The organism is Tistlia sp. (assembly GCF_040905785.1).
In the GTDB taxonomy this organism is placed as follows: domain Bacteria; phylum Pseudomonadota; class Alphaproteobacteria; order Kiloniellales; family DSM-21159; genus Tistlia.
In genome coordinates, this window is record NZ_JBBDQW010000006.1 from 25,201 (window position 1) to 46,210 (window position 21,010).

Below are 21,010 nucleotides of genomic sequence, written 5' to 3' on the forward strand. Positions count from 1 at the left end.
CTAGGCGGTGACCGCGGCCATGACCTGGCGGGTCAGCTGCGGGGCGGCGCCGGAGAGGGGGGCGGGGATGCGGCCGTGGCGCACGAACATGGCGTTGTGGACCAGGATGCCGAAGAGGGAGGCGGTCGCCGCCATCGGCTCGACGACCCGCGGGTCGGCGGCCAGCAGGTCGTGGACGACGTCGATGGCGTTGGGCAGCTCGGCGGGCAGGCGCTCGATCTGGCGGTGCTGGACCATCAGCAGGAAGCCGAACAGGATCGGGTCCTCGTCGTAGAGACCGCAGAAGAGGGCGACCAGGCACGCGACCTTGCCCTCCAGGCCCGGCACCGCCGCGGCGGCGCCCGAGAGGCGCTGCGAGAAGGCGACGTAGTGCTCGGTGAATATCTCCCGGATCATCTCCTCCTTGCTGTGGAAATGCCGGTAGAGCGTGCCCTCGGCGATGCCGCAGGCCTCGGCTATGTCGCGCACCGAGGTGCCGTTGACGCCCTTCTCCAGGAACAGGGCCATGCTGGCCCGCTCGATCTTCTCTCTGGTCGCCTGTCCGCGCTTCATCGCTTCCCCGTCAGAACTCGCCGGCCGGCGCGAGGCGCCCATGGCAGCAAACGTTCGCTCACCCTAGCCGGTGGGCGGGCGGGTGACAAACGGGAGCGTGCAGGCCATATTCCGGCAACGGCACTCCTTGCCTCGACAACGTCCCTCGAGCCCGACAGGTTCTTAGCCATGTCCGACGCCAGCGGCGGCCGTCAGCGCCACCCGGAGAAGGCGCACCGCCCCGACAACCCGGTGCAGCGGCGCAAGCCCGACTGGATCCGGGTCAAGGCGCCGACCAGCCGCGCCTATGCCGAGACCCGCCAGATCGTGCGCCAGCACAAGCTGCACACGGTCTGCGAGGAGGCGGCCTGCCCGAACATCGGCGAGTGCTGGTCCAAGGGCCACGCCACCATGATGATCATGGGCGAGATCTGCACGCGGGCCTGCAGCTTCTGCAACGTCGCGACCGGCAAGCCGGGCCGGCTCGACCCCTTCGAGCCGACCAACGTCGCCGAGGCGGTCGCGAAGCTCGGGCTCCGGCACGTCGTCGTGACCTCGGTCGACCGCGACGACCTGGAGGACGGCGGCGCCGAGCACTTCGCAGAGACGATCCGGGCGATCCGCTCGGCAGCGCCCGAGACCACGATCGAGATCCTGACGCCCGACTTCCTGCGCAAGGAGGGTGCGCTCGAGGTCGTAGTCGCCGCCCGTCCCGACGTCTTCAACCACAACCTGGAGACCGTGCCGCGGCTCTACGGCCCGGTGCGCCCCGGCGGGCGCTACTTCCACTCGCTGCGCCTGCTCGACCGGGTCAAGGCGCTCGACCCGACGATCTTCACCAAGTCGGGGATCATGGTCGGCCTCGGCGAGGGCCGAGACGAGGTGCTGCAGGTGATGGACGACCTGCGCTCGGCCGCCGTCGACTTCATGACCATCGGCCAGTACCTGCAGCCGAGCCCGAAGCACCATCCGATCGACCGCTTCGTCACGCCGGAGGAGTTCAAGGAGTACGAGAGGCGCGCCTTCGGCAAGGGCTTCCTGATGGTCTCGGCCTCGCCCCTGACCCGCAGCTCCTATCACGCCGACGCCGACTTCGCGCGGCTGCGCGCCGCCCGGGACCAGCAGCTGGCCGCCGCCGGCTGAGGTCCCGGGTTCCGCCATGCCGACCCATGCCGAGCAGCGCCGGCTGCCCTATCCGCCGCGCCAGCTCTACGAGCTGGTCGCCGACGTCGGGCGCTATCCCGAGTTCCTGCCCTGGTGCGTCGCCGCGCGGGTCCGCGAGCAGGATGCCGAGCACGTCGTCGCCGACCTGATGATCGGCTTCCGGATGGTGCGCGAGCGCTTCACCAGCAAGGTGACGCTGCGCGACGAGCCGGACCAGCCGCTGCGCGTCGACGTCGCCTATGTCGAGGGCCCCTTCCGCTACCTCAACAACCACTGGATCTTCTACGAGACCGAGGAGGGCGGCACGCTGATCGACTTCTTCGTCGACTTCGAGTTCCGGTCCAGGCTGCTGCAGACCATGATCCAGCCGCTGTTCAACGAGGCGGTGCGGCGCATGGTCGGCGCCTTCGAGACCCGCGCCCACCAGCTCTACGGAGCCCGCTAGACGCGCACGGCTCAGCCGAGGCCCTCGCGGAGCAGGGCGAGGGCTTCGCGGACGCTGGCCAGGCGCACCGCCTGGCGGTCGCCGGAGAAGAGGCGGCGGCGGTGGAAGACGCCGCGCGCTGTCGCCAGGCCGAAGAACACAAGCCCGACCGGCTTGTCGGCCGAGCCGCCGTCGGGGCCGGCGATGCCGGTGACCGAGACGGCGACCTCGGCGTGGGCGCCGGCCAGGGCGCCGGCAGCCATGGCCTCGGCCGTTTCGGCGCTGACCGCGCCGAAGGCCGCCAGCGTCTCGGCCGGCACCGCCAGCAGCTCCTGCTTGGCCTCGTTGGAATAGGTGACGAAGCCGCGCTCGAGGACGGCGGAGGAGCCGGCGATCTCGGTCAGCAGGCCGGCGACCAGGCCGCCTGTGCAGGATTCGGCGGTCGCCAGGCGGCTGCCGGCGGCGCGGTAGGCCTCGATCAGGGCGGCGGCGCGGACGATCAGTTCGTCTGAAAACATGTCTCGGCTCCGGTCAGGTAGGCGATGCCGTAGAGCAGGGGAGCGGCATAGAGCGCCGCGAAGACGTCGTCGAGCATGATGCCGATGCCGCCGCCGAGCCGCCGGTCGACCAGGGAGGCCGGCCAGGGCTTGGCCACGTCGAAGACGCGGAACGCCAGAAAGCCCAGCAGGTAGATCACCGGATCCAGGCAGAAGGGCACCAGCACCAGCCATTGCGCGACGACCTCGTCGACGACGACCTCGCCGGGGTCGCCGCGGCCCTTGGCATAGCTGTAGACTTGGCTCGCCCAGACGCCGAGCGGGAACAGCGCCACGGCCGCCGCGAGCAGCGCCCAGGGGCCGCCGGCCCAGGCGATCGCCGCGGCGAAGGGCAGGGCGGCCAGCGAGCCCCAGGTGCCCGGGACCCAGGGCAGCCGGCCGCTGCCGAACCAGGTCGCGATCCACCAGGCCGGGTGCCAGGCCGGGAGGTGGCGGGTCGCAGCACCGGCCGGCGTCGTCTTCACGCCGCTTCGCCCCCCGGCACCGGCTGCGGCCTCGGCAGCTCGAGTGCGGCCGTGGCCTGGGCGGCGATGCCCTCGCCGCGGCCGGTGAAGCCGAGGCCCTCGGTGGTCGTCGCCTTGACGCCGACGCGCTCGACGGCGATGCCGAGGATCGCCGCGATCCGCGCGCGCATCGCCTCGCGATGCGGGCCGACCTTCGGGCGCTCGCAGATCAGCGTCACGTCGAGGTTGACGATGCGGCCGCCGCGCGCCGCCAGCAGGCCGCCGGCGTGGGCCAGGAAGGCGGCCGAATCGGCGCCTTTCCAGCGCGCGTCGCTCGGCGGGAAGTGCTGGCCGATGTCGCCGGCGCCGAGCGCGCCGAGCAGGGCGTCGGTCAGCGCGTGGAGGCCGACGTCGGCATCGGAATGGCCGAGCAGGCCCTGGCTGTGGGCGAGCGGCACGCCGCACAGCACGACTCCCTCGCCGGGCCCGAAGCGGTGCACGTCGAAGCCGTTGCCGACCCGCGTCTCCCAGGCGCCGCCGGCCGCCAGCAGTCGCTCGGCGCGCGCCAGGTCCTGCGTCGTCGTCACCTTGACGTTCTCCTCCTCGCCGGCGACCAGCGCCACCGCCAGGCCGGCGCGCTCGGCCAGGGCAGCATCGTCGGTCAGGGCCTCGCCGGCCAGGGCGCGATGGGCGGCGCGGATCGCCTCGAAGCGGAAGGCCTGGGGCGTCTGGGCGCGCCACAGGCCGTCGCGCGCGACGGTCTCGCCGCACAGGGTGGCGCCGTCGCCGCCCTCGAGGCCGCGCTTCAGGGTGTCGGTCACCGGCAGCGCCGGGATCGCGCCTTCGCGCTCGGCGAGCGCGGCGAGCAGGCGGTCGAGCAGGCCGGCGCTCGGGAAGGGGCGGGCGCCGTCGTGGATCAGGATCCGGCGCGGCGGCCCGCCGGGCAGCGCCGCCAGACTGTCGAGGCCGAGGCGGACCGAATCCTGGCGCTCGGCGCCGCCGGCGCAGGGCTCCAGGGTCGCCAGGTCCGCCGCCGCCTCCTCGTAGAGCGCGCGGTCGTCGGGATGGATGACGCAGCGCACCGCCTGGATGCCCGGGTGCGCGAGCAGGCGCTGCAGGCTGTGGCGCAGCAGCGGCACGCCGGCGAGCCGACGGTACTGCTTGGGCAACTCGCCACCGAAGCGGTGACCCCGCCCAGCTGCGACGACGAGCGCAACGGTGTCGGTCATTGGGCCTCCCCTCACGAACGCCGCCCGGCGGCCCCGATTGGCGGCCGGACGTTACGGCCCGCTGTCGTCGAGGCCAAGAGGTGATATATCCGGCCCATGCTCGCACTCGCCCTGCCCCTGGCCGCCGTCGCCGTGCTGCTGGCCGCGACGCTGGCCAGCCTCCGCTCGGCCGGCGGCGCGGCGGGCCCGCGCTTCTGGCTGCTGCTCGGCGCGGCGCTCACCGGCAGCGCAGCCGTCGTCGCGCTGCGCACCGCGACGGGCTGGGACAGCAGCCTCTCGACCGCGCTCTGGTGGTCGGTCGCGGTCTGCCTGGCGCTGTTCCTGCCGCTCGCGCTGCTCGGGCCGAGCGCCCGGCGCCTGGCGCCGCTGCTCTACGGCTACCTGCTGCTGCTCGCCCTCGCGGCCCTGGCCAGCGCCGGGCTGCCGGGCCACGTCCGGATGGGCGGCGGCAACGACGCCTGGCTGGCGGCGCACATCGCCATGTCCCTGGCGACCTATGCCCTGGCGACCTTGGCCGCGGTCGCCGGCCTGGCGGTGTTCCTGCGCGAGCGCGCCCTGAAGCGCAAGGAGCAGGGCGGCCTGGTCGCGCGGCTGCCCTCGATCGCCGACGGCGAGCGCTTGCAGTTCGGCCTGCTCGGCGCCGCCGAGGCGGTGCTCGGCGCCGGCCTCGCCACCGGCCTCGCCCTCGACTGGGTCGGCTACGGCTATCTCGTCGCCCTCGACCACAAGACGCTGCTCTCGGTGCTGGCCTTCCTGCTGATCGGCCTGCTGCTGCTGCTGCACGCCCGCGGTGGCCTGCGCGGGCGGCGGGCCGCCCGGCTCGGCCTGCTCGCCTACCTGCTGCTCAGCCTGTCCTACCTCGGCGTCAAGGTCGTCACCGACGTCCTGCTGGTGGCGTGACATTCCCGCCTCTGCCTAATTGCGCGGCTTCACAGCGATGCTGCGGTGCGGTATGACGACTTGTTGAATGGTTGTTGGGCAACTGCCCAAGGAATAGGCATGACCAGTGTCCCCGCACAGCTGCTGCGCCGCGTGATCGGCTCGTCCCTCGACCCGGCGGCGGTGCTCAATGCCCTGGCCGAGCCGGTGTTCTGTGTCGACGAGCGCAACTGCTTCCTCTACCTCAACCTGGCCGCCGAGCAGTTCTTCGGATCCTCGGCGCGCAGCTTGGCGGGGCGCCCGCTGGCCGACCTCCTGCCGGAGGACAGCCCGGTCTTCGGCCTGATCGAGCAGACGCGCCAGGGCCTGCAGAGCCTCTCGGAGTACGAGGTGGTGCTGGAGAGCCCGCGGATCGGCACGCACGTCGTCTCGATCGACGTCTCGACGGTGCCGGAGACGCCGGGCACCGTGGCCGTGGCCTTCAAGGAGCGCGCGATCGCCCGCAAGATCGAGCACCAGTTCACGCACCGCAACGCCGCGCGCTCGGTCACTGCGATGGCGGCGATGCTGGCGCACGAGGTCAAGAACCCCCTGTCGGGGATCCGCGGCGCGGCGCAGCTGCTGGAAAGCGTGGTGGAGGGCGACGACCGCGAGCTGACCCGCCTGATCACCGCCGAGGCCGACCGCATCGTGGCGCTGGTCGACCGCATGGAGATGTTCTCCGACCGCCGCCCGATCGACCGGCAGCCGGTCAACATCCACGAGGTGCTGGGCCACGTGCGCCGCCTCGCCGAAAACGGCGTCGCGCGCAAGGTCCGCTTCGTCGAGATCTACGATCCCTCGCTGCCTCTGGTGCTCGGCAACCGCGACCTGCTGATCCAGGTCTTCCTGAACCTGGTCAAGAACGCGGCCGAGGCGATCGGCCGGCAACGCGACGGCGAGATCCAGCTCTCGACCCGCTACCAGCAGGGCGTGCGCCTGGCGATCCCCGGGGGCGGCAGCCGGGTCGACCTGCCGCTGGTGGTCTCGGTGCAGGACAACGGCCCCGGCATCCCCGAAGACCTGCGCCGCCATCTCTTCGACCCCTTCGTCACCGGCAGGCCGAACGGCAAAGGCCTGGGTCTTGCATTGGTCGCCAAGATCGTCGGCGACCACGGCGGGGTCATCGAGTTCGACAGCGAGACCAACCGGACCGTCTTTCGCACCCTATTGCCGAAAGCCGACTGACCGGCCGCCCCTTCGCCAGGACCTACGTCGGGAGACCCCAGGCCCGTGCCCACCGCCACCATACTCATCGCCGACGACGACCGCGCCATCCGCACCGTGCTGTCCCAGGCGCTCGGGCGCGAAGGCTACGAGGTGCGCACGACCGGCAACGCCGCGACCCTCTGGCGCTGGGTCGAGCAGGGCGACGGCGACCTGGTGATCACCGACGTGGTCATGCCGGACGAGAACGGCCTGGACCTGATTCCGCGCATCAAGAAGATCCGGCCGAACCTGCGCATCCTGGTGATGAGCGCGCAGAACACCCTGCTGACCGCGGTCAAGGCGACCGAGCGCGGCGCCTTCGAGTACCTGCCCAAGCCCTTCGACCTGCGCGAGCTGGTCTCGGTGGTGCGGCGCGCGCTGTCCGAGCCGCGCGGCCCGGCGGCCGCGGCGGGCGCGCTGCCCGAGGAGGAGCAGCTGCCGCTGATCGGCCGCTCGCCGGCGATGCAGGAGATCTACCGGGTGCTGGCGCGCCTGATGGGCACCGACCTGACGGTGATGATCTACGGCGAGTCGGGCACCGGCAAGGAGCTGGTCGCCCGCGCGCTGCACGACTACGGCAAGCGGCGCCACAGCGCCTTCGTGCCGATCAACATGGCGGCGATCCCGCGCGAGCTGATCGAGAGCGAGCTGTTCGGCCACGAGAAGGGCGCCTTCACCGGCGCCACCACTCGCTCGGCGGGCCGCTTCGAGCAGGCCGAGGGCGGCACCTTGTTCCTCGACGAGATCGGCGACATGCCGCTCGAGGCGCAGACCCGCCTGCTGCGCGTGCTGCAGGAGGGCGAGTACACGACGGTCGGCGGCCGCACGCCGATCCGCACCGACGTGCGCATCGTCGCGGCGACCCACCGGGAGCTGCGGCAGATGGTGCGCTCGGGCCTGTTCCGAGAGGATCTCTTCTACCGGCTGAGCGTCGTGCCGATCCGCCTGCCGCCGCTGCGCGAGCGCGCCGAGGACATTCCCGAGCTGATCCGCCACTTCTTCGTGCAGGCACAGTCGGAGGGCCTGCCGAGCAAGAGCCTCGACCGTGGCGCCCTGGACTTCCTGCAGTCCTACCGCTGGCCCGGCAACGTGCGCGAGCTCGAGAACATGGTGCGCCGCCTGGCCGCGCTCTACAGCCAGGAGGTCATCGGCGTCGAGGAGATCCGCCTGGAGCTGGCCAGCGACAGCCAGGCGGAGCCGGGGCCGGGCGAGGGGCCGCCGGCCAGCGAGTCGCTGGGCGGCGCGGTCGAGCGCATCCTGCGCGGCTACTTCGAGGCCCTCGAGGGCGGGCTGCCGGCGCCCGGCCTCTACGAGCGCGTGCTGCACGAGATCGAGCGGCCGCTGATCGAGCTGACCCTGGGCGCGACCCGCGGCAACCAGCTGAAGGCGGCGCATCTGCTGGGGCTGAACCGCAACACCCTGCGCAAGAAGATCCGGGACCTGGACATCCAGGTCGTCCGCGGCCTTAAATAGGCCTGTGGCCGCTTTGCAACAGGATGGGGCGCGAGGACGCCCGGCGCGCAGGCCCTCACTCCGACCGGAGCGGGAGCGATCCGGCAATGGGGATGCGGCCCGCGGCAGGGCTGTTTACGGCCGCGGCCTTCGCCGGACGAACGGAGCCTGAATGACCGAGTCGAGGCCGGAGTCCCAACGGGGCGGGCAGGGCGGGCCTGAGGCATCCCCAGGGGGCGCGCGCGACGGCGCGCTCCTGGCCTGGTTCGTCGCCTTCGCGCGGCGCACCCACCTGGAGCGCTGGCTCTCGCTGCTGCTGCTCGGGCTCGCGCTGGTCGCCTGCGCGACGACCTTCCTGGCGATGACCGGGCGCCTGCCCGGCACTCTCGACGCCGTCGAGATCCAGCTGCTGCTGACCGCCGACCTGGTGCTCGTGCTGCTGCTCACGGCGATGATCGGGCGGCGCCTGATCGTGCTCTGGCTGCAGCGTCGGCGCGCGGCGGCCGGCGCCCAGCTCCACGCCCGCCTGATGACGCTCTTCGCCCTGGTCGCGGTCACGCCGACGCTGATCGTGGCGATCTTCTCGGCCCTGCTGTTCGTCGGCATGCAGGATTGGTTCAGCGAGCGCGTGCGCACGGCGGTGCGCGAATCCCTGGCGGTCGCCGAGTCCTACCTGGAGGAGCACCGCCGGACCATCGTCGGCGACGCCCTGGCGATGGCCCAGGACCTCAACCGCGCCGGTCCCTCGATGCTGATCAACCCGCAGCGCTTCGAGCAGTTCGTCAGCGCCCAGGCGGCCTGGCGCTCGCTGACCGAGGCGCTGGTCTTCGACGCCAGCGGCCAGGTGCTGGCGCGCGCCGGCTTCTCCCTGTTGCTGGAGTTCGAGCCGGACCTGCCGCCCTGGGCGATCGAGCAGGCGAACCGGGGCGAGGTCGCGATCCTGGAAGCCGAATCCGACGACCGGGTGCGCGCCATCATCAAGCTCGAGGCCTTTCCGGACACCTACCTCTTCGTCGGCCGGCTGGTCGACCCGAGGATCCTGGCGCACACCCAGCGCTCCTCCGACGCGGTCCGGCTCTACGAGCAGATCGAGAGCCAGCGCGAGTCGATCCTGGTGACCTTCGCCGTGACCTTCGCCGTGGTCTCGCTGCTGCTGCTGCTCGCCGCGGCCTGGGTCGGCCTGGCCTTCGCCAACCGCCTGAGCCGCCCGATCGCGCAGCTGATTGAGGCCGCCCAGCGGGTCGGCGCCGGCGACCTGGCGGCGCGCGTGCCCGAGGACGACGAGGGCATCGAGATCGACGCCCTGGCCCGCGCCTTCAACCACATGACCGGCGACCTGCAGCGCCAGCGCGAAGAGCTGGTCGAGGCCAACCAGCAGATCGAGGCGCGTCGGCGCTTCGGCGAGGCCGTGCTGTCCGGCGTGACCGCCGGCGTCCTCGGCCTCGACCGCGAGGGCAACGTGACCATCGCCAACCGGCGCGCCCACGAGCTGCTGAACCTGCAGCCGGGCCAGCTGCTCGGACGGCGCGTCGCCAAGCTGTCGCGCGAGATGCGCCAGCTGCTCGAGGAGGCACGCCGTCGGCCGCGCCGGATCCACGAGCGCCAGACCGCCATGGCCGGCGCCGACGGCTCGGCGCGGACCCTGCTGGTGCGCATCGTCGCCGAGCAGGACGGCGACAGGATCATCGGCTTCGTCATCACCTTCGACGACATCACCGAGCTGCTCTCGGCCCAGCGCAAGGCGGCCTGGGCCGACGTCGCCCGGCGCATCGCCCACGAGATCAAGAACCCGCTGACCCCGATCCAACTCTCGGCCGAGCGACTCAAGCGGCGCTACCTGAAGCAGATCCACGACGACCCCGAGACCTTCGCGGCCTGCACCGACACCATCGTCCGGCAGGTCGGCGACATCGGCCGCATGGTCGACGAGTTCAGCAACTTCGCGCGCATGCCGACGCCGGCCAAGGCGCCGGGCGACCTGGCGCGCCTGGTCACCGACTCCCTGGCCCTGCAGCGCGGCGCCCACGGCGCGATCCGCTTCCTGTCCGAGCTGCCGGACGCGCCGGTGCCGGTGCAGGTCGATGCCGCCCAGATCCGCCAGGCCCTGACCAACCTGCTGCAGAACGCCGTCGATGCCATCGACACCCGTCTGGCGGGCGAGCCGGAGGGCGCCGGCGAGCCCGGCCTGGTGCTGGTCCGCCTGGCCTGTGCCGGCGGTCGCGCGGTCCTGGAGATCGAGGACAACGGCAAGGGCCTGCCCCGCAAGGACCGCGACCGCCTGACCGAGCCCTACGTCACGACCCGCGAGAAGGGCACGGGGCTGGGCCTGGCGATCGTCAAGAAGATCCTCGAGGACCACGACGGCCGCCTGACCCTGGGCGACCGGGACGGCGGCGGCGCGGTCATCCGGATCAGCCTGCCGCTCGACGAGACCGGCAGCCGCGACGAACCGGGTGCAGGCGGCCCGGGTGCAGGCGGCCCGGGTGCAGGCGGCCCGGGTGCGGAGGAATCGGCCCCCGAAGAACGGATCGCTGTTCATGGCTCATGACATCCTGATCGTCGACGACGAGCACGACATCCGGCTGCTGATCGAGGGCGTGCTGCAGGACGAGGGCTACCGGACCCGCTCGGTCGCCGACAGCGACCAGGCGCTGGAGGCGGTGCGCAGCCGCCGGCCGCACCTGGTGATCCTCGATATCTGGCTGCAGAACTCGACCCTGGACGGCCTGGAGCTGCTGCAGGCGCTGCAGCGCGAGCGACCCGGCATGCCGGTGGTCATGATCTCCGGCCACGGCACCATCGAGACCGCGGTCTCGGCGATCCGCTACGGCGCCTACGACTTCATCGAGAAGCCCTTCAAGTCGGACCGCCTGCTGCTGATCGTCTCGCGCGCCATCGAGGCCGCGCGCCTGCGCCAGGAGAACGAGGAGCTGCGCCAGCGCGGCGCGCCGGAGATCGAGCTGATCGGCCGCTGCGCGCCGATCCAGCAACTCCGCCAGCAGGTCCAGAAGGTCGCCCCGACCGGCAGCCGCGTGCTGCTGACCGGCGCCGCCGGCACCGGCAAGGAGGTCGTGGCGCGGCTGCTGCACAGCCTGTCGAAGCGCGCCGAGAACCCCTTCGTCGTGCTCAACTGCGCCAGCCTGCACCCCGAGCGCATCGAGGCCGAGCTGTTCGGCGTCGAGCCGGGCGACGGCGAGCGCGCGACAGTCGGCACCTTCGAGCGCGCCCACGGCGGCACGCTGCTGCTCGACGAGGTCGCCGACATGCCGCTGGAGACCCAGGGCAAGATCGTGCGCGTGCTGCAGGAGCAGACCTTCGAGCGGCTCGGCAGCCGGCGCCGGGTCGAGGTCGACGTGCGGGTCATCGCCTCGACCAACCGCGACCTCCAGGCGCGCATCGCCGAGGGCCTGTTCCGCGAGGACCTCTACTACCGCCTCAACGTCGTGCCGCTGCGCGTGCCGACCCTGCGCGAGCGCCGCGAGGACCTCCAGGAGCTGGTCGAGTACCTCGGCGCGCGCTCGGCCGAGAGCACCGGCATGCCGGCGCGCACGCTCGGCAACGACGTGCTGGCGGCGCTGCAGGCCTACGACTGGCCCGGCAACGTGCGCCAGCTGCGCAACCTGGTGGACTACCTGATGATCATGTCGCCGGGCGGCCCGCAGGAGCCGGTCGGCGCCGAGCTGCTGCCGGCGGAGATCTCGGCGCGCGCGCCGGCGCTCTTGCCCGGCGCGGGCAACGGCGAGATCATGACCCTGCCGCTGCGCCAGGCACGCGAGCACTTCGAACGCCAGTACCTGGAGGCCCAGGTCGTGCGCTTCGGCGGCAACATCTCCCGGACCGCCTCCTTCGTCGGCATGGAGCGCTCCGCCCTGCACCGCAAGCTGCGGGCCCTCGGCATCAACACCTCGGAACGCCAGCCATGAAGGTCATCGCCTCGTGAAAGTGATCGTGTGCGGCGCCGGCCAGGTCGGCTTCAACATCGCGCGCTACCTGGCCGGCGAGAACGCCGACGTCACGGTCATCGACCAGTCGCCGGAGCTGGTCCAGAAGATCAGCGAGTCGCTCGACGTCACCGGCCTGGTCGGCTTCGCCTCGCACCCCGACGTGCTCGAGCAGGCCGGCGCGCGCGACGCCGACATGCTGATCGCCGTGACCTACGCCGACGAGGTCAACATGGTCGCCTGCCAGATCGCCCACTCGATCTTCGAGGTGCCGACCAAGATCGCCCGCGTGCGCCACCAGTCCTACCTGAACCCGCTGTGGTCGGACCTGTTCAGCCACGACCACATGCCGATCGACGTCATCATCTCGCCCGAGGTCGAGGTCGCCAAGGCGATCGGCCGGCGCCTGCAGGTTCCCGGCGCCTTCGACGCCATGCTGCTGGCCGACGGCCGGGTCAACCTGATCGGCGTCCACGTGCGCGAGGACACGCCGATCATCCAGACGCCGCTGCGCCAGCTGACCGACCTGTTCCCCGACCTGCACATCGTCGTGGTCGCGATCTCGCGCGGCGGGCGGACCATCGTCGCGCACGGCGACGCCGAGCTGATGCCCGGCGACGACGCCTACTTCGTCTGCGAGAGCTCGCACCTCAACCGCGCCCTGATGACCTTCGGCTACGAGGAGCGGGCGGCGCGCCGGGTGCTGCTGATCGGCGGCGGCAACATCGGCCTCAACCTGGCGCGCACCGTCGAGGAGAGGCACCCGCAGGTGCAGCTCAAGGTGATCGAGATCAACAAGGCGCGCGCCGAGTTGGTGGCGCAGGCCCTGGAGCGCTCGGTGGTGATCCACGGCGACGCCCTCGACCTGGAGATCCTGACCGAGGCCAACATCGCGGCGACCGAGACCGTGATCGCCGTGTCCAACGACGACGAGGTCAACATCCTGGCCTCGCTGCTGGCCAAGCGCTACGGCGCCAAGCGCGCGATCACGCTGATCAACTCGGCCTCCTACTCGCAGCTGGTCGGCAGCCTGGGCATCGACACCGTGGTCAGCCCGCGCGCGATCACCGTCTCGACGATCCTGCAGCACGTGCGCCGCGGGCGCATCCGCTCGGTCTATTCCCTGGCCGAGGGTATCGGCGAGATCATCGAGGCCGAGGCCATGGAGACCTCCGGCCTGGTCGGTCGCCCGCTGCGCGACGCGCCGCTGCCGAACGGCTCGGTGGTCGGGGCCGTGGTGCGCGACGAGGAGGTCATCATCCCGCGCGGCGACACGGTGATCCGGGCCGGCGACCTGGTCGTGATGTTCGCCGCCGCCGAGGCGGTCAAGAAGGTCGAGAAGCTGTTCGCCGTGAAGCTGGAATTCTTCTGAGCCTTCGCTAGGTTGGCCGGAGGAGCGCCCGGCCGACGGCGCCGAACAAGCCCAGAGCCCCCCGAGTCCGAGGACCGCATGCCCCGTACCGCCTACGTCAACGGCCGCTACCTGCCGCACCGCCAGGCCGCCGTGCACATCGAGGACCGCGGCTACCAGTTCGCCGACGGCGTCTACGAGGTCGTGCCGGTCTACCAGGGCACGCTGGTCGACGAGGAGCTGCACCTCGACCGCCTCGAGCGCTCGCTGGGCGAGCTCCGGATCGCCCTGCCGATGGCGCGCCGCGCGCTGAAGCTCGTCGCGGCCGAGATCATGCGTCGCAACGGGCTCACCAACGGCTTCGTCTACATGCAGGTGACCCGCGGCGTCGCGCCGCGCGACCACAAGTTCCCCAGGAAGCCGGTCAGGCCGGCGGTGGTCATGACCGTGCGCCAGACCCGGCCACTGGCACCGGAGGTGCTGGAGCAGGGCATCAAGATCGTGACCCTGCCGGACATCCGTTGGCAGCGCCGCGACATCAAGTCGACCTCGCTGCTGCCAAACTGCCTGGCCAAGCAGCAGGCCTACGAGGCCGGCGCCTTCGAGGCCTGGCTGGTCGAGCCCGACGGCCTGGTCACCGAGGGCGCCTCGACCAACGCCTGGATCGTCACCAAGGACGGCAAGCTGGTGACGCGCAGCGCGAGCAACTCGATTCTCAACGGCATCACGCGGATCTCGCTGCTCAAGGTCGCCGCCGCCGAGGGCGTCGAGTTCGAGGAGCGCGCCTTCACCGTCGAGGAGGCCCTGGAGGCGCGCGAGGCCTTCATCACGGCCTCCAGCATCTACGTGCTCCCGGTCACGGAGATCGACGGTCGGCCGGTCGGCAACGGTCACCCGGGCATGCTCAGCCGCAAGCTCCGCGAGGCCTACATCGAGCGGGTCGCCCGCACCGGCACCTTCCGCGCCGAGGCCGCGGCCTGACCATGGCCGGCCCGGGGATCAACGGAAGCGGCCAGGGGGCAAGCGGCCAGGGGGCAAGCGGCCAGGGGGCAAGCAGGCAGGGGGCAAGCGGCCAGGGGGCGGCGCGGGCGCGCCTGGCGTTGCCGGCGCCCAAGGCGATCCTGTTCGACTGGGACAACACCCTGGTCGACACCTGGAGCGTCATCCACCACGCCCTGGCGGTGACCTTCGAGGCCTTCGGCCGCACGCCCTGGACCCTCGAGGAGACCCGGCAGCGGGTCCGCGCTTCGGCGCGCGACGCCTTTCCCGAGCTGTTCGGCGACGACACCGAGGCGGCCACGGAGCTGTTCTACGAAACCTTCGCGCGCGACCACCTGAAGGGCCTGGCGCCGCGGCGCGGCGCGCCCGAGACGCTGGCCGCCCTGGCCGCGCGCGAGGGCCTGTGGCTCGGCGTCGTCAGCAACAAGACCGGGCGCTACCTGCGCCAGGAGGCCGAGCACCTGGGCTGGAACGGCCACTTCCGGCAGCTCGTCGGCGCCCTCGACGCGGTGCGCGACAAGCCGGCGCGCGATCCCGTCGTGATGGCGCTGTCCGGCAGCGGCCTGGAGCCGGGGCCGGCGGTCTGGTTCGTCGGCGACACCGACATCGACATGCTCTGCGCCCGCAACGCCGGCTGCACCGGCCTGCTGATCCGCGACGAGGCGCCGGCCGAGGGCGAGTTCGCCGAGGCCGCGCCGCACCGGCACGTCGCCACCTTCGAGGAGCTGCTGGCGCTGCTCGAGTAGCCGGTGGCGTCACCCTCTGCCGTCACCAGCTGTAGCGGACCCCGAGCTGGCCGGCATGGCTGGCGTAGCCGGTGGAAAAGACGCCCTCGTAGGCGGCGAAGACGTCGACGTTGTCCCAGGGCGCCCAGGCGAGGCCGAGGCCGATCTCGGCGAGGTCGGCGGGCAGGCGCTGGCCCTCGAGGGTATAGGACGGGCCGCCGAGCAGCGTGGCCTCGGTCGTCCCGTCGGGGTCCGCCAGCTCGTGGCTCCAGGCGGCGCGGGTGTAGAAGGTGGCGCGCTCCAGCTCGAAGGCCAGTTCCGCGCCGAGCCGGCCGCGCAGCGAGTCCTCGCTGTTGCTGCCGACCGAGAGGCCGGCGAGCCCCGTCTCGCTGTAGGCGTCGCGGCTGCTGTGCGTATAGCGCAGTCCCGCCAGGGGCGTCAGCGTCGCGGTGTCGGACAGCGCGAGATCGTAGGCCGCCTCCGTCTCCAGCGCCCAGACGGCGGCCTCGTAGCCGGCGCTCTGCGTGCCGAAGCCCGTGACGCTGCGGCTGCCGTCGAGGGCGGCGGTGCCGCCGACCTCCAGGCGGTCCGCCCCGCTCGCGTCGACCTCGACCTCGTAGACGGAGCCGGGACCGAAGGTCACGTCGCCGGTGACGTTCAGCGTCCCGACCGAATTGCCAGGCGCGAGCGGCCGCTGCCCATGGTCAGGCTGCCGAGCCTGCCGGTGCCGCCGATCCGGCCCCCCGTCACCGTCGCGGACCCGACGCTGCCGGCGACCTTGAGCGTGCCCTGGGCGACGGTCCAGGCCTGGGAGTCGCTGCCGGTCAGGCTCCAGGTCCCCGTGTCGGTCTTCTGGAAGCTCGCGAAGCCCTGCAGCGAGGAGCGGAGCGCGTCGTTGTCGAATTCGCCGGTGCTGCTGCCGCCGAGCAGGAAGGCGTTGTCGGTGCCGGTCGCGACGATCTCGCCCTCGAAGCTGCCGCCGGGCTGCAGCTCCAGGCGGTTGTCGTTGCCAGTGATCGTCACGGCCCTGGCGCCGACCGAGCCGTTGCCGTCGAGGCCGCCGGCGATCAGGCCGCCGTTGACCAGGGTCTGACCGTTGCCCGCCATCACGACGCCGGCGCCGCCCTGGCCGACCGTGCCGTCGTTGCCCCCGCTGCCGCCGCTGCCGCCGTCGCCGCCGGCGCCGCCGCCGACGACGGAGCCCAGGGCGTTGGTGAAGGCGGTGCCCGCCGTGACCTCGAGGGCGCTGCCGCCGACGCCGCCGGCCCCCGCCGTGCCCGTGAAATCGGCCGCCGGTGCCGGCTGGGCCGCCAGCACGGCCAGGAAAGCCGCGAGGCCGGGCATGCAGGATCCGGTGACGTCGGGGAGGGTGCGACGGCGTCGCGGCGTGGCTGTGATGTCCCGAAGGTTCAACAGCCGTTGCGCGGCGGCACGCCTCGACCGGCGGCCCAAATTCTCATGCCCCATTCCGCGATCTCCCTGATCCATTTCCGGTTGCAGTAGATCAGGATTCGCGATTCGCCGGACGCCGAGAGCGCGCCACGCGCCAAGGCTGCCGTTCTTGGGACGAGGCCCGTCTCCTCGACGAGCCGGTCAGCGAGGGCTCCCCGCACCAGGCGCACGTCCGGTCCGCGCCTTTGCCTGGGCGCCGCCAGCCTGCATACTGTACCCTGCTTGCCGGGCCGCGCCCGAACGCCCACATGAGGTCGGCAAAGGCGGGACGGGTGCGCGCGCCCCGTAAGAAGTCGAAAAACAACGATCAACGACGAAGAAAAAAGGGGGTTCACTCCAATGGCTGCCGACAAGTCCCAGAACGTCCAGGATGTCTTTCTCAATCACATCCGCAAGCACAAGATCCCGGTCACCGTGTTCCTGGTCAACGGCGTAAAGCTGCAGGGAATCGTCACCTGGTTCGACAATTTCTGCGTCCTGCTGCGCCGGGACGCCCACTCGCAGCTGGTCTACAAGCACGCGATCTCGACCGTGATGCCGGCAGCCCCGATCCAGCTGTTCGAGGGCAACGACAAGGAGGAACAGCCTGCCGAAGCCTGATCCCAACGCGCCCGGCGGCCCCGAGGGGCCGGCCGGCGCCAAGCAGTCGGCGCGCCGCGGCGGCGGCGGCGAGACGCGGCGTCCGGCGGAGCGCGCCTTCGTCGTGCATCCCGACCGCCACGAGCGCGGCGTGCCGCTGCGCGATGCGGCGGCGCGCCTGGAAGAGGCCGTCGGCCTCGCCCACGCGATCGCCCTCGACATCGTCGCCGCCGAGATCCTCTCGGTCGGCCAGCCGCGCCCGGCGACCCTGTTCGGCAGCGGCCAGGTCGAGCGGCTCCACGAGCTGGTCGAGGAGCAGGAGGTCGAGATCGTCATCGTCGACGCCCAGCTGACGCCGGTCCAGCAGCGCAACCTCGAGAAAAAGCTGGACTGCAAGGTCATCGACCGCACCGGCCTGATCCTGGAGATCTTCGGCGAGCGGGCCCGCACCCGGGAAGGCCAGCTCCAGGTCGAGCTGGCGGCGCTCAGCTATCAGCGCTCGCGCCTGGTGCGCTCCTGGACCCACCTGGAGCGGCAGCGCGGCGGCGCCGGCTTCATGGGCGGCCCGGGCGAGCGGCAGATCGAGCTCGACCGGCGCCAGATCGACGAGCGCATCGTCCGGCTCAAGAAGGACCTGGAGCAGGTCAGCCGCACCCGCGGCCTGCACCGCGGCGCCCGGCAGCGCGTGCCCTATCCGGTGGTCGCGCTGGTCGGCTACACCAACGCCGGCAAGTCGACGCTCTTCAACCGCCTGACCAACGCCGAGGTCCGCGCCGAGGACCTCCTGTTCGCGACGCTCGACCCGACCATGCGCCGGCTCGTCCTGCCGTCCGGCCAGCAGGTCATCCTGTCCGACACCGTGGGCTTCGTCAGCGACCTGCCGACGCAGCTGGTCGCGGCCTTCCGCGCCACCCTCGAGGAGGTCCTGGAGGCCGACCTGGTGCTGCATGTGCGCGACGTCGCCCACGCCGACACCGAGGCGCAGAAGGCCGACGTCGAGACGGTGCTCGCCGACCTCGGCCTCGCCGTCGAGCCGGACGACGAGGCGACGCCGCTGCAGGTGCTCAACAAGATCGACCTGCTCGAGCCCGAGGCGCGCGAGGTCCTGCTGGCCCAGACCGCCCGCCAGCCGAACAGCGTCGCCGTCTCGGCGGCCACCGGCGCCGGCATCGACCGGCTGCTCGAGACCGTCGAGCAGCGGCTGGCGCGCAACGAGCGCGTCGTCGATCTGGAGGTCGATCTCGCCGACGGCGCCGAGCTGGCCTGGCTCTATCGCCACGGCCGGGTTGTCGAGCGGAGCGACGAGGGCCAGCGCGCCCGCCTGCGCGTCTCCTTCGACAGCCGCAATCTCGCACGCTACCAGCGGCGCCTGGACGAGGCCCCGGAGGCCGGAAAATCGCCCTGACGTCCGTCGTTTAGGCGGCGCCCCGGTTGACAGTCCCGCGGCGCGTGCTTATTGACCGCTTGGCACTCTCGCGTGCCAAGTGCCAACGGCGGCCTCGGGGTGGGGCACGCCACCCGCAAACGGGCCGTCCATGATCGGACAGGGCCAGGGGAGATCCGCCATGAAGTTCCGTCCGTTGCACGACCGCATCGTCATCGAGCCGATCGCCGCCGAAGAGCGCACGGTCGGCGGCATCATCATTCCCGATACCGCCAAGGAGAAGCCGCAGCACGGCAAGGTCGTCGCGGCCGGCCCCGGCGCGCGCGGCGAGGACGGCCGCCTGACGCCGCTCGACGTCAAGGTCGGCGACACCGTGCTCTACGGCAAGTGGTCCGGGACCGAGGTCAAGATCGACGGCACCGACCTGTTGGTCATGCGCGAATCCGACGTCATGGGGATCGTCCAGCAGCCGGCCAAGGGCGCGGCCAAGCCCGCCGCCAAGGCCGCCGCGAGCCGGTCGGCGGCCAAGCCGGCTGCAGCCAAGTCGGCCAAGGCGAAGGCAGCCAAGCCGAAGACGGCCAAGGTCGCGGCGAAGCCCGCCAAGGCTGCGAAGCCCGCCAAGCCTGCCAAGGCCGCCAAGCCTGCCAAGGCCGCGAAGCCTGCCAAGGCCGCCAAGACCAAGGCGCCGGCCAAGGCCAAGTCGCCGGCCACGAAGACCGCCAAGTCTGCCGCCCGGGCGAGCGCCGCCAGGTCCTCGACCAAGCAGACCGCCGCGGCGGTCGGCAAGGCGACCCGCGCCGTCGCCAAGAAGGCGGCGACCGCCGGATCCGCGGCGAAGAGCGTCGCGAAGAAGGCTGCGCCGAGGAAGGCGACCGCCGGAAAGGCCGCCGCCAAAGGGGCCGGCCGGAAGAAATAGCCCCCCTCACTATTCAGCCATTGGAGGTTAACCATGGCAGCCAAGGACGTTAAGTTCGGTGGCGACGCCCGCGATCGCATGCTGCGCGGCGTCGACATCCTCGCCGATGCCGTCAAGGTGACGCTCGGCCCGAAGGGTCGCAACGTCGTCCTGGAACGGTCGTTCGGCGCCCCGCGCGTCTCGAAGGACGGCGTCTCCGTCGCCAAGGAGATCGAGCTTTCCGACAGGTTCGAGAACATGGGCGCGCAGATGGTCAAGGAGGTCGCGACCAAGACCAGCGACATCGCCGGCGACGGCACGACCACCGCGACCGTGCTGGCCCAGGCGATCGTGCGCGAGGGCGCCAAGTCGGTGGCTGCGGGCATGAGCCCGATGGACCTCAAGCGCGGCATCGACCGGGCCGTCGCTCTGGTCGTCGAGGACCTGCGCAAGGCCTCCAAGAAGATCTCGACCGCCGAGCAGGTCGCCCAGGTCGGCACGATCTCGGCCAACGGCGACGCCGAGGTCGGGGCCATGCTGGCGCGGGCCATGCAGAAGGTCGGCAACGAGGGCGTGATCACGGTCGAGGAGGCGAAGAGCCTGGAGACCGAGCTGGACGTCGTCGAGGGCATGCAGTTCGACCGCGGCTACCTCTCGCCCTACTTCGTGACCGACGCCGACAAGATGCGCGTCGAGCTCGAGGATCCCTACATCCTGATCCACGAGAGCAAGCTGTCCGGCCTGCAGGCCATGCTGCCGGTGCTCGAGGCGGTCGTGCAGTCGGGCCGTCCGCTGCTGATCATCGCCGAGGACGTCGAGGGCGAGGCCCTGGCGACCCTGGTGGTCAACAAGCTGCGCGGCGGCCTCAAGGTCGCGGCGGTCAAGGCCCCGGGCTTCGGCGACCGGCGCAAGGCCATGCTCGAGGACATCGCGGTCTTGACCAAGGGCCAGGTCGTCTCCGAGGACCTCGGCATCAAGCTGGAGAACGTGACCGTCCAGATGCTCGGCACCGCCAAGCGCGTGACTCTGACCAAGGACGAGACCACGGTCATCGAGGGTGCCGGCAAGAAGAAGGACATCGAGGCGCGCTGCAACCAGATCCGCGCCCAGGTCGAGGAGACGACCTCGGACTACGACCGCGAGAAGCTGCAGGAGCGGCTGGCCAAGCTGGCCGGCGGCGTCGCGGTGATCCGCGTCGGCGGCGCCACCGAGACCGAGGTCAAGGAGCGCAAGGACCGCGTCGACGACGCGATGCACGCGACCCGCGCCGCGGTCGAGGAGGGTGTGGTCGCCGGCGGCGGCGTCGCCCTGCTCAACGCCTCCAAGGTCCTGACCAAGGTCGCCTACGACAACGACGACCAGCGCGTCGGCATCGACATCGTCCGCAAGGCGCTGCAGGCGCCGATCCGCCAGATCGCGGCGAACGCCGGCGTCGACGGCTCGATCGTCGTCGGCAAGGTCATGGAGTCGAAGGACCGCAACTTCGGCTACGACGCCCAGAAGGGCGTCTACGGCGACATGGTCAAGGCCGGCATCATCGACCCGACCAAGGTCGTGCGCCATGCCCTGCAGGACGCGGCCTCGATCGCCGGCCTGCTTATCACGACCGAGGCGATGGTCGGCGAGAAGCCGGAGAAGAAGGACGGCGGCGGCATGGGCGGCGGCATGCCCGGCGGCGGCATGGGTGGCATGGGCGGCATGGGCGGCATGGACTTCTAGCCCGCCGCTCTCCATCTGACGCAAAAGGGCCGCGGGGG

Annotated in this window: 19 protein-coding genes and 1 pseudogene; 14 read left to right on the plus strand and 6 right to left on the minus strand. The window is 71.7% G+C overall.

The features are described from left to right. Positions 1 to 552: a TetR/AcrR family transcriptional regulator gene (locus tag WD341_RS01540; protein WP_368423646.1), complete on the minus strand. Its 552-nt coding sequence runs from the start codon at positions 550 to 552 to the stop codon at positions 1 to 3. Positions 553 to 720: 168 nt separating this feature from the next. Here WD341_RS01540 and lipA point away from each other — a divergent pair, with 168 nt between their 5' ends. Together lipA and WD341_RS01550 are read left to right on the plus strand one after the other, a co-directional pair. After that, on the plus strand, positions 721 to 1,674 hold the full coding sequence (lipA, locus tag WD341_RS01545; RefSeq protein ID WP_368423647.1) for a lipoyl synthase: 954 nt from the start codon (positions 721 to 723) through the stop codon (positions 1,672 to 1,674). A gap of 16 nt (positions 1,675 to 1,690) precedes the next feature. Next, complete coding sequence (locus tag WD341_RS01550) at positions 1,691 to 2,140, plus strand: type II toxin-antitoxin system RatA family toxin (protein WP_368423648.1); 450 nt, start codon at positions 1,691 to 1,693, stop codon at positions 2,138 to 2,140. Positions 2,141 to 2,151: 11 nt separating this feature from the next. On the opposite strand, the gene WD341_RS01555 is transcribed toward WD341_RS01550, so the two are convergent. Genes WD341_RS01555 through WD341_RS01565 form a run of 3 tightly spaced genes read right to left on the minus strand, consistent with a single transcriptional unit; the run spans position 2,152 to position 4,348 of the window. Next, a complete protein-coding gene (locus tag WD341_RS01555) occupies positions 2,152 to 2,637 on the minus strand; it encodes a CinA family protein (RefSeq protein WP_368423649.1) in 486 nt (161 codons plus the stop codon). Continuing rightward, the gene (locus WD341_RS01560; protein ID WP_368423650.1) at positions 2,619 to 3,140 is read right to left on the minus strand and encodes a phosphatidylglycerophosphatase A; all 522 of its coding nucleotides are present in this window, start codon (positions 3,138 to 3,140) and stop codon (positions 2,619 to 2,621) included. Before WD341_RS01560 ends, WD341_RS01555 begins: the two co-directional genes overlap by 19 nt. Further along, complete coding sequence (locus tag WD341_RS01565; RefSeq protein ID WP_368423651.1) at positions 3,137 to 4,348, minus strand: bifunctional 2-C-methyl-D-erythritol 4-phosphate cytidylyltransferase/2-C-methyl-D-erythritol 2,4-cyclodiphosphate synthase; 1,212 nt, start codon at positions 4,346 to 4,348, stop codon at positions 3,137 to 3,139. Before WD341_RS01565 ends, WD341_RS01560 begins: the two co-directional genes overlap by 4 nt. A gap of 96 nt (positions 4,349 to 4,444) precedes the next feature. Between WD341_RS01565 and ccsA the strand changes: the two genes are divergently transcribed. The 8 genes from ccsA (at position 4,445) to WD341_RS01605 (ending at position 14,964) form a co-directional block, all read left to right on the plus strand. After that, positions 4,445 to 5,248: a cytochrome c biogenesis protein CcsA gene (ccsA, locus tag WD341_RS01570; protein ID WP_368423652.1), complete on the plus strand. Its 804-nt coding sequence runs from the start codon at positions 4,445 to 4,447 to the stop codon at positions 5,246 to 5,248. A gap of 99 nt (positions 5,249 to 5,347) precedes the next feature. Then, a complete protein-coding gene (locus tag WD341_RS01575) occupies positions 5,348 to 6,454 on the plus strand; it encodes a nitrogen regulation protein NR(II) (protein ID WP_368423653.1) in 1,107 nt (368 codons plus the stop codon). Between the two features lie 45 nt (positions 6,455 to 6,499). Beyond that, positions 6,500 to 7,948, plus strand: coding sequence for a nitrogen regulation protein NR(I) (gene ntrC, locus WD341_RS01580; protein WP_368423654.1), 1,449 nt, complete (start codon positions 6,500 to 6,502; stop codon positions 7,946 to 7,948). Between the two features lie 151 nt (positions 7,949 to 8,099). Further along, entirely contained in the window at positions 8,100 to 10,475 is a 2,376-nt protein-coding gene (locus WD341_RS01585) for an ATP-binding protein (RefSeq protein WP_368423655.1), read from the plus strand. Then, positions 10,465 to 11,850 carry a sigma-54-dependent transcriptional regulator gene (locus tag WD341_RS01590; RefSeq protein WP_368423656.1) on the plus strand — a complete coding sequence of 462 codons (1,386 nt, stop codon included), beginning with the start codon at positions 10,465 to 10,467 and terminating at the stop codon, positions 11,848 to 11,850. Before WD341_RS01585 ends, WD341_RS01590 begins: the two co-directional genes overlap by 11 nt. Positions 11,851 to 11,863: 13 nt before the next feature. Continuing rightward, entirely contained in the window at positions 11,864 to 13,240 is a 1,377-nt protein-coding gene (gene trkA, locus WD341_RS01595; protein WP_368423657.1) for a Trk system potassium transporter TrkA, read from the plus strand. Positions 13,241 to 13,318: 78 nt separating this feature from the next. Further along, positions 13,319 to 14,200, plus strand: coding sequence for a D-amino-acid transaminase (locus tag WD341_RS01600; protein ID WP_368423658.1), 882 nt, complete (start codon positions 13,319 to 13,321; stop codon positions 14,198 to 14,200). Between the two features lie 119 nt (positions 14,201 to 14,319). Beyond that, the gene (locus WD341_RS01605; RefSeq protein ID WP_368423659.1) at positions 14,320 to 14,964 is read left to right on the plus strand and encodes an HAD family hydrolase; all 645 of its coding nucleotides are present in this window, start codon (positions 14,320 to 14,322) and stop codon (positions 14,962 to 14,964) included. 22 nt (positions 14,965 to 14,986) lie between these two features. Here WD341_RS01605 and WD341_RS01610 read toward each other — a convergent pair whose 3' ends face one another. Both WD341_RS01610 and WD341_RS01615 read right to left on the minus strand, forming a co-directional pair. Beyond that, the gene (locus WD341_RS01610) at positions 14,987 to 15,586 is read right to left on the minus strand and encodes an autotransporter outer membrane beta-barrel domain-containing protein (RefSeq protein WP_368423660.1); all 600 of its coding nucleotides are present in this window, start codon (positions 15,584 to 15,586) and stop codon (positions 14,987 to 14,989) included. Positions 15,587 to 15,600: 14 nt separating this feature from the next. After that, on the minus strand, positions 15,601 to 16,287 hold the full coding sequence (locus WD341_RS01615; RefSeq protein ID WP_368423661.1) for a hypothetical protein: 687 nt from the start codon (positions 16,285 to 16,287) through the stop codon (positions 15,601 to 15,603). A 447-nt stretch (positions 16,288 to 16,734) separates the two neighbouring features. Here WD341_RS01615 and hfq point away from each other — a divergent pair, with 447 nt between their 5' ends. The 4 genes and pseudogenes from hfq to groL all read left to right on the plus strand — a co-directional run bounded on the left by hfq (position 16,735) and on the right by groL (position 20,972). Further along, positions 16,735 to 16,995, plus strand: coding sequence for an RNA chaperone Hfq (hfq, locus tag WD341_RS01620; protein ID WP_368423662.1), 261 nt, complete (start codon positions 16,735 to 16,737; stop codon positions 16,993 to 16,995). Positions 16,996 to 17,098: 103 nt separating this feature from the next. After that, on the plus strand, positions 17,099 to 18,379 hold the full coding sequence (gene hflX, locus WD341_RS01625; RefSeq protein ID WP_368423663.1) for a GTPase HflX: 1,281 nt from the start codon (positions 17,099 to 17,101) through the stop codon (positions 18,377 to 18,379). Positions 18,380 to 18,539: 160 nt separating this feature from the next. Beyond that, positions 18,540 to 18,821: pseudogene (locus WD341_RS01630) on the plus strand (co-chaperone GroES); the annotation flags it as partial. A gap of 486 nt (positions 18,822 to 19,307) precedes the next feature. Beyond that, positions 19,308 to 20,972, plus strand: a complete 1,665-nt coding sequence (groL, locus tag WD341_RS01635) for a chaperonin GroEL (protein WP_368423664.1) — start codon at positions 19,308 to 19,310, stop codon at positions 20,970 to 20,972. Positions 20,973 to 21,010 lie beyond the last annotated feature (38 nt).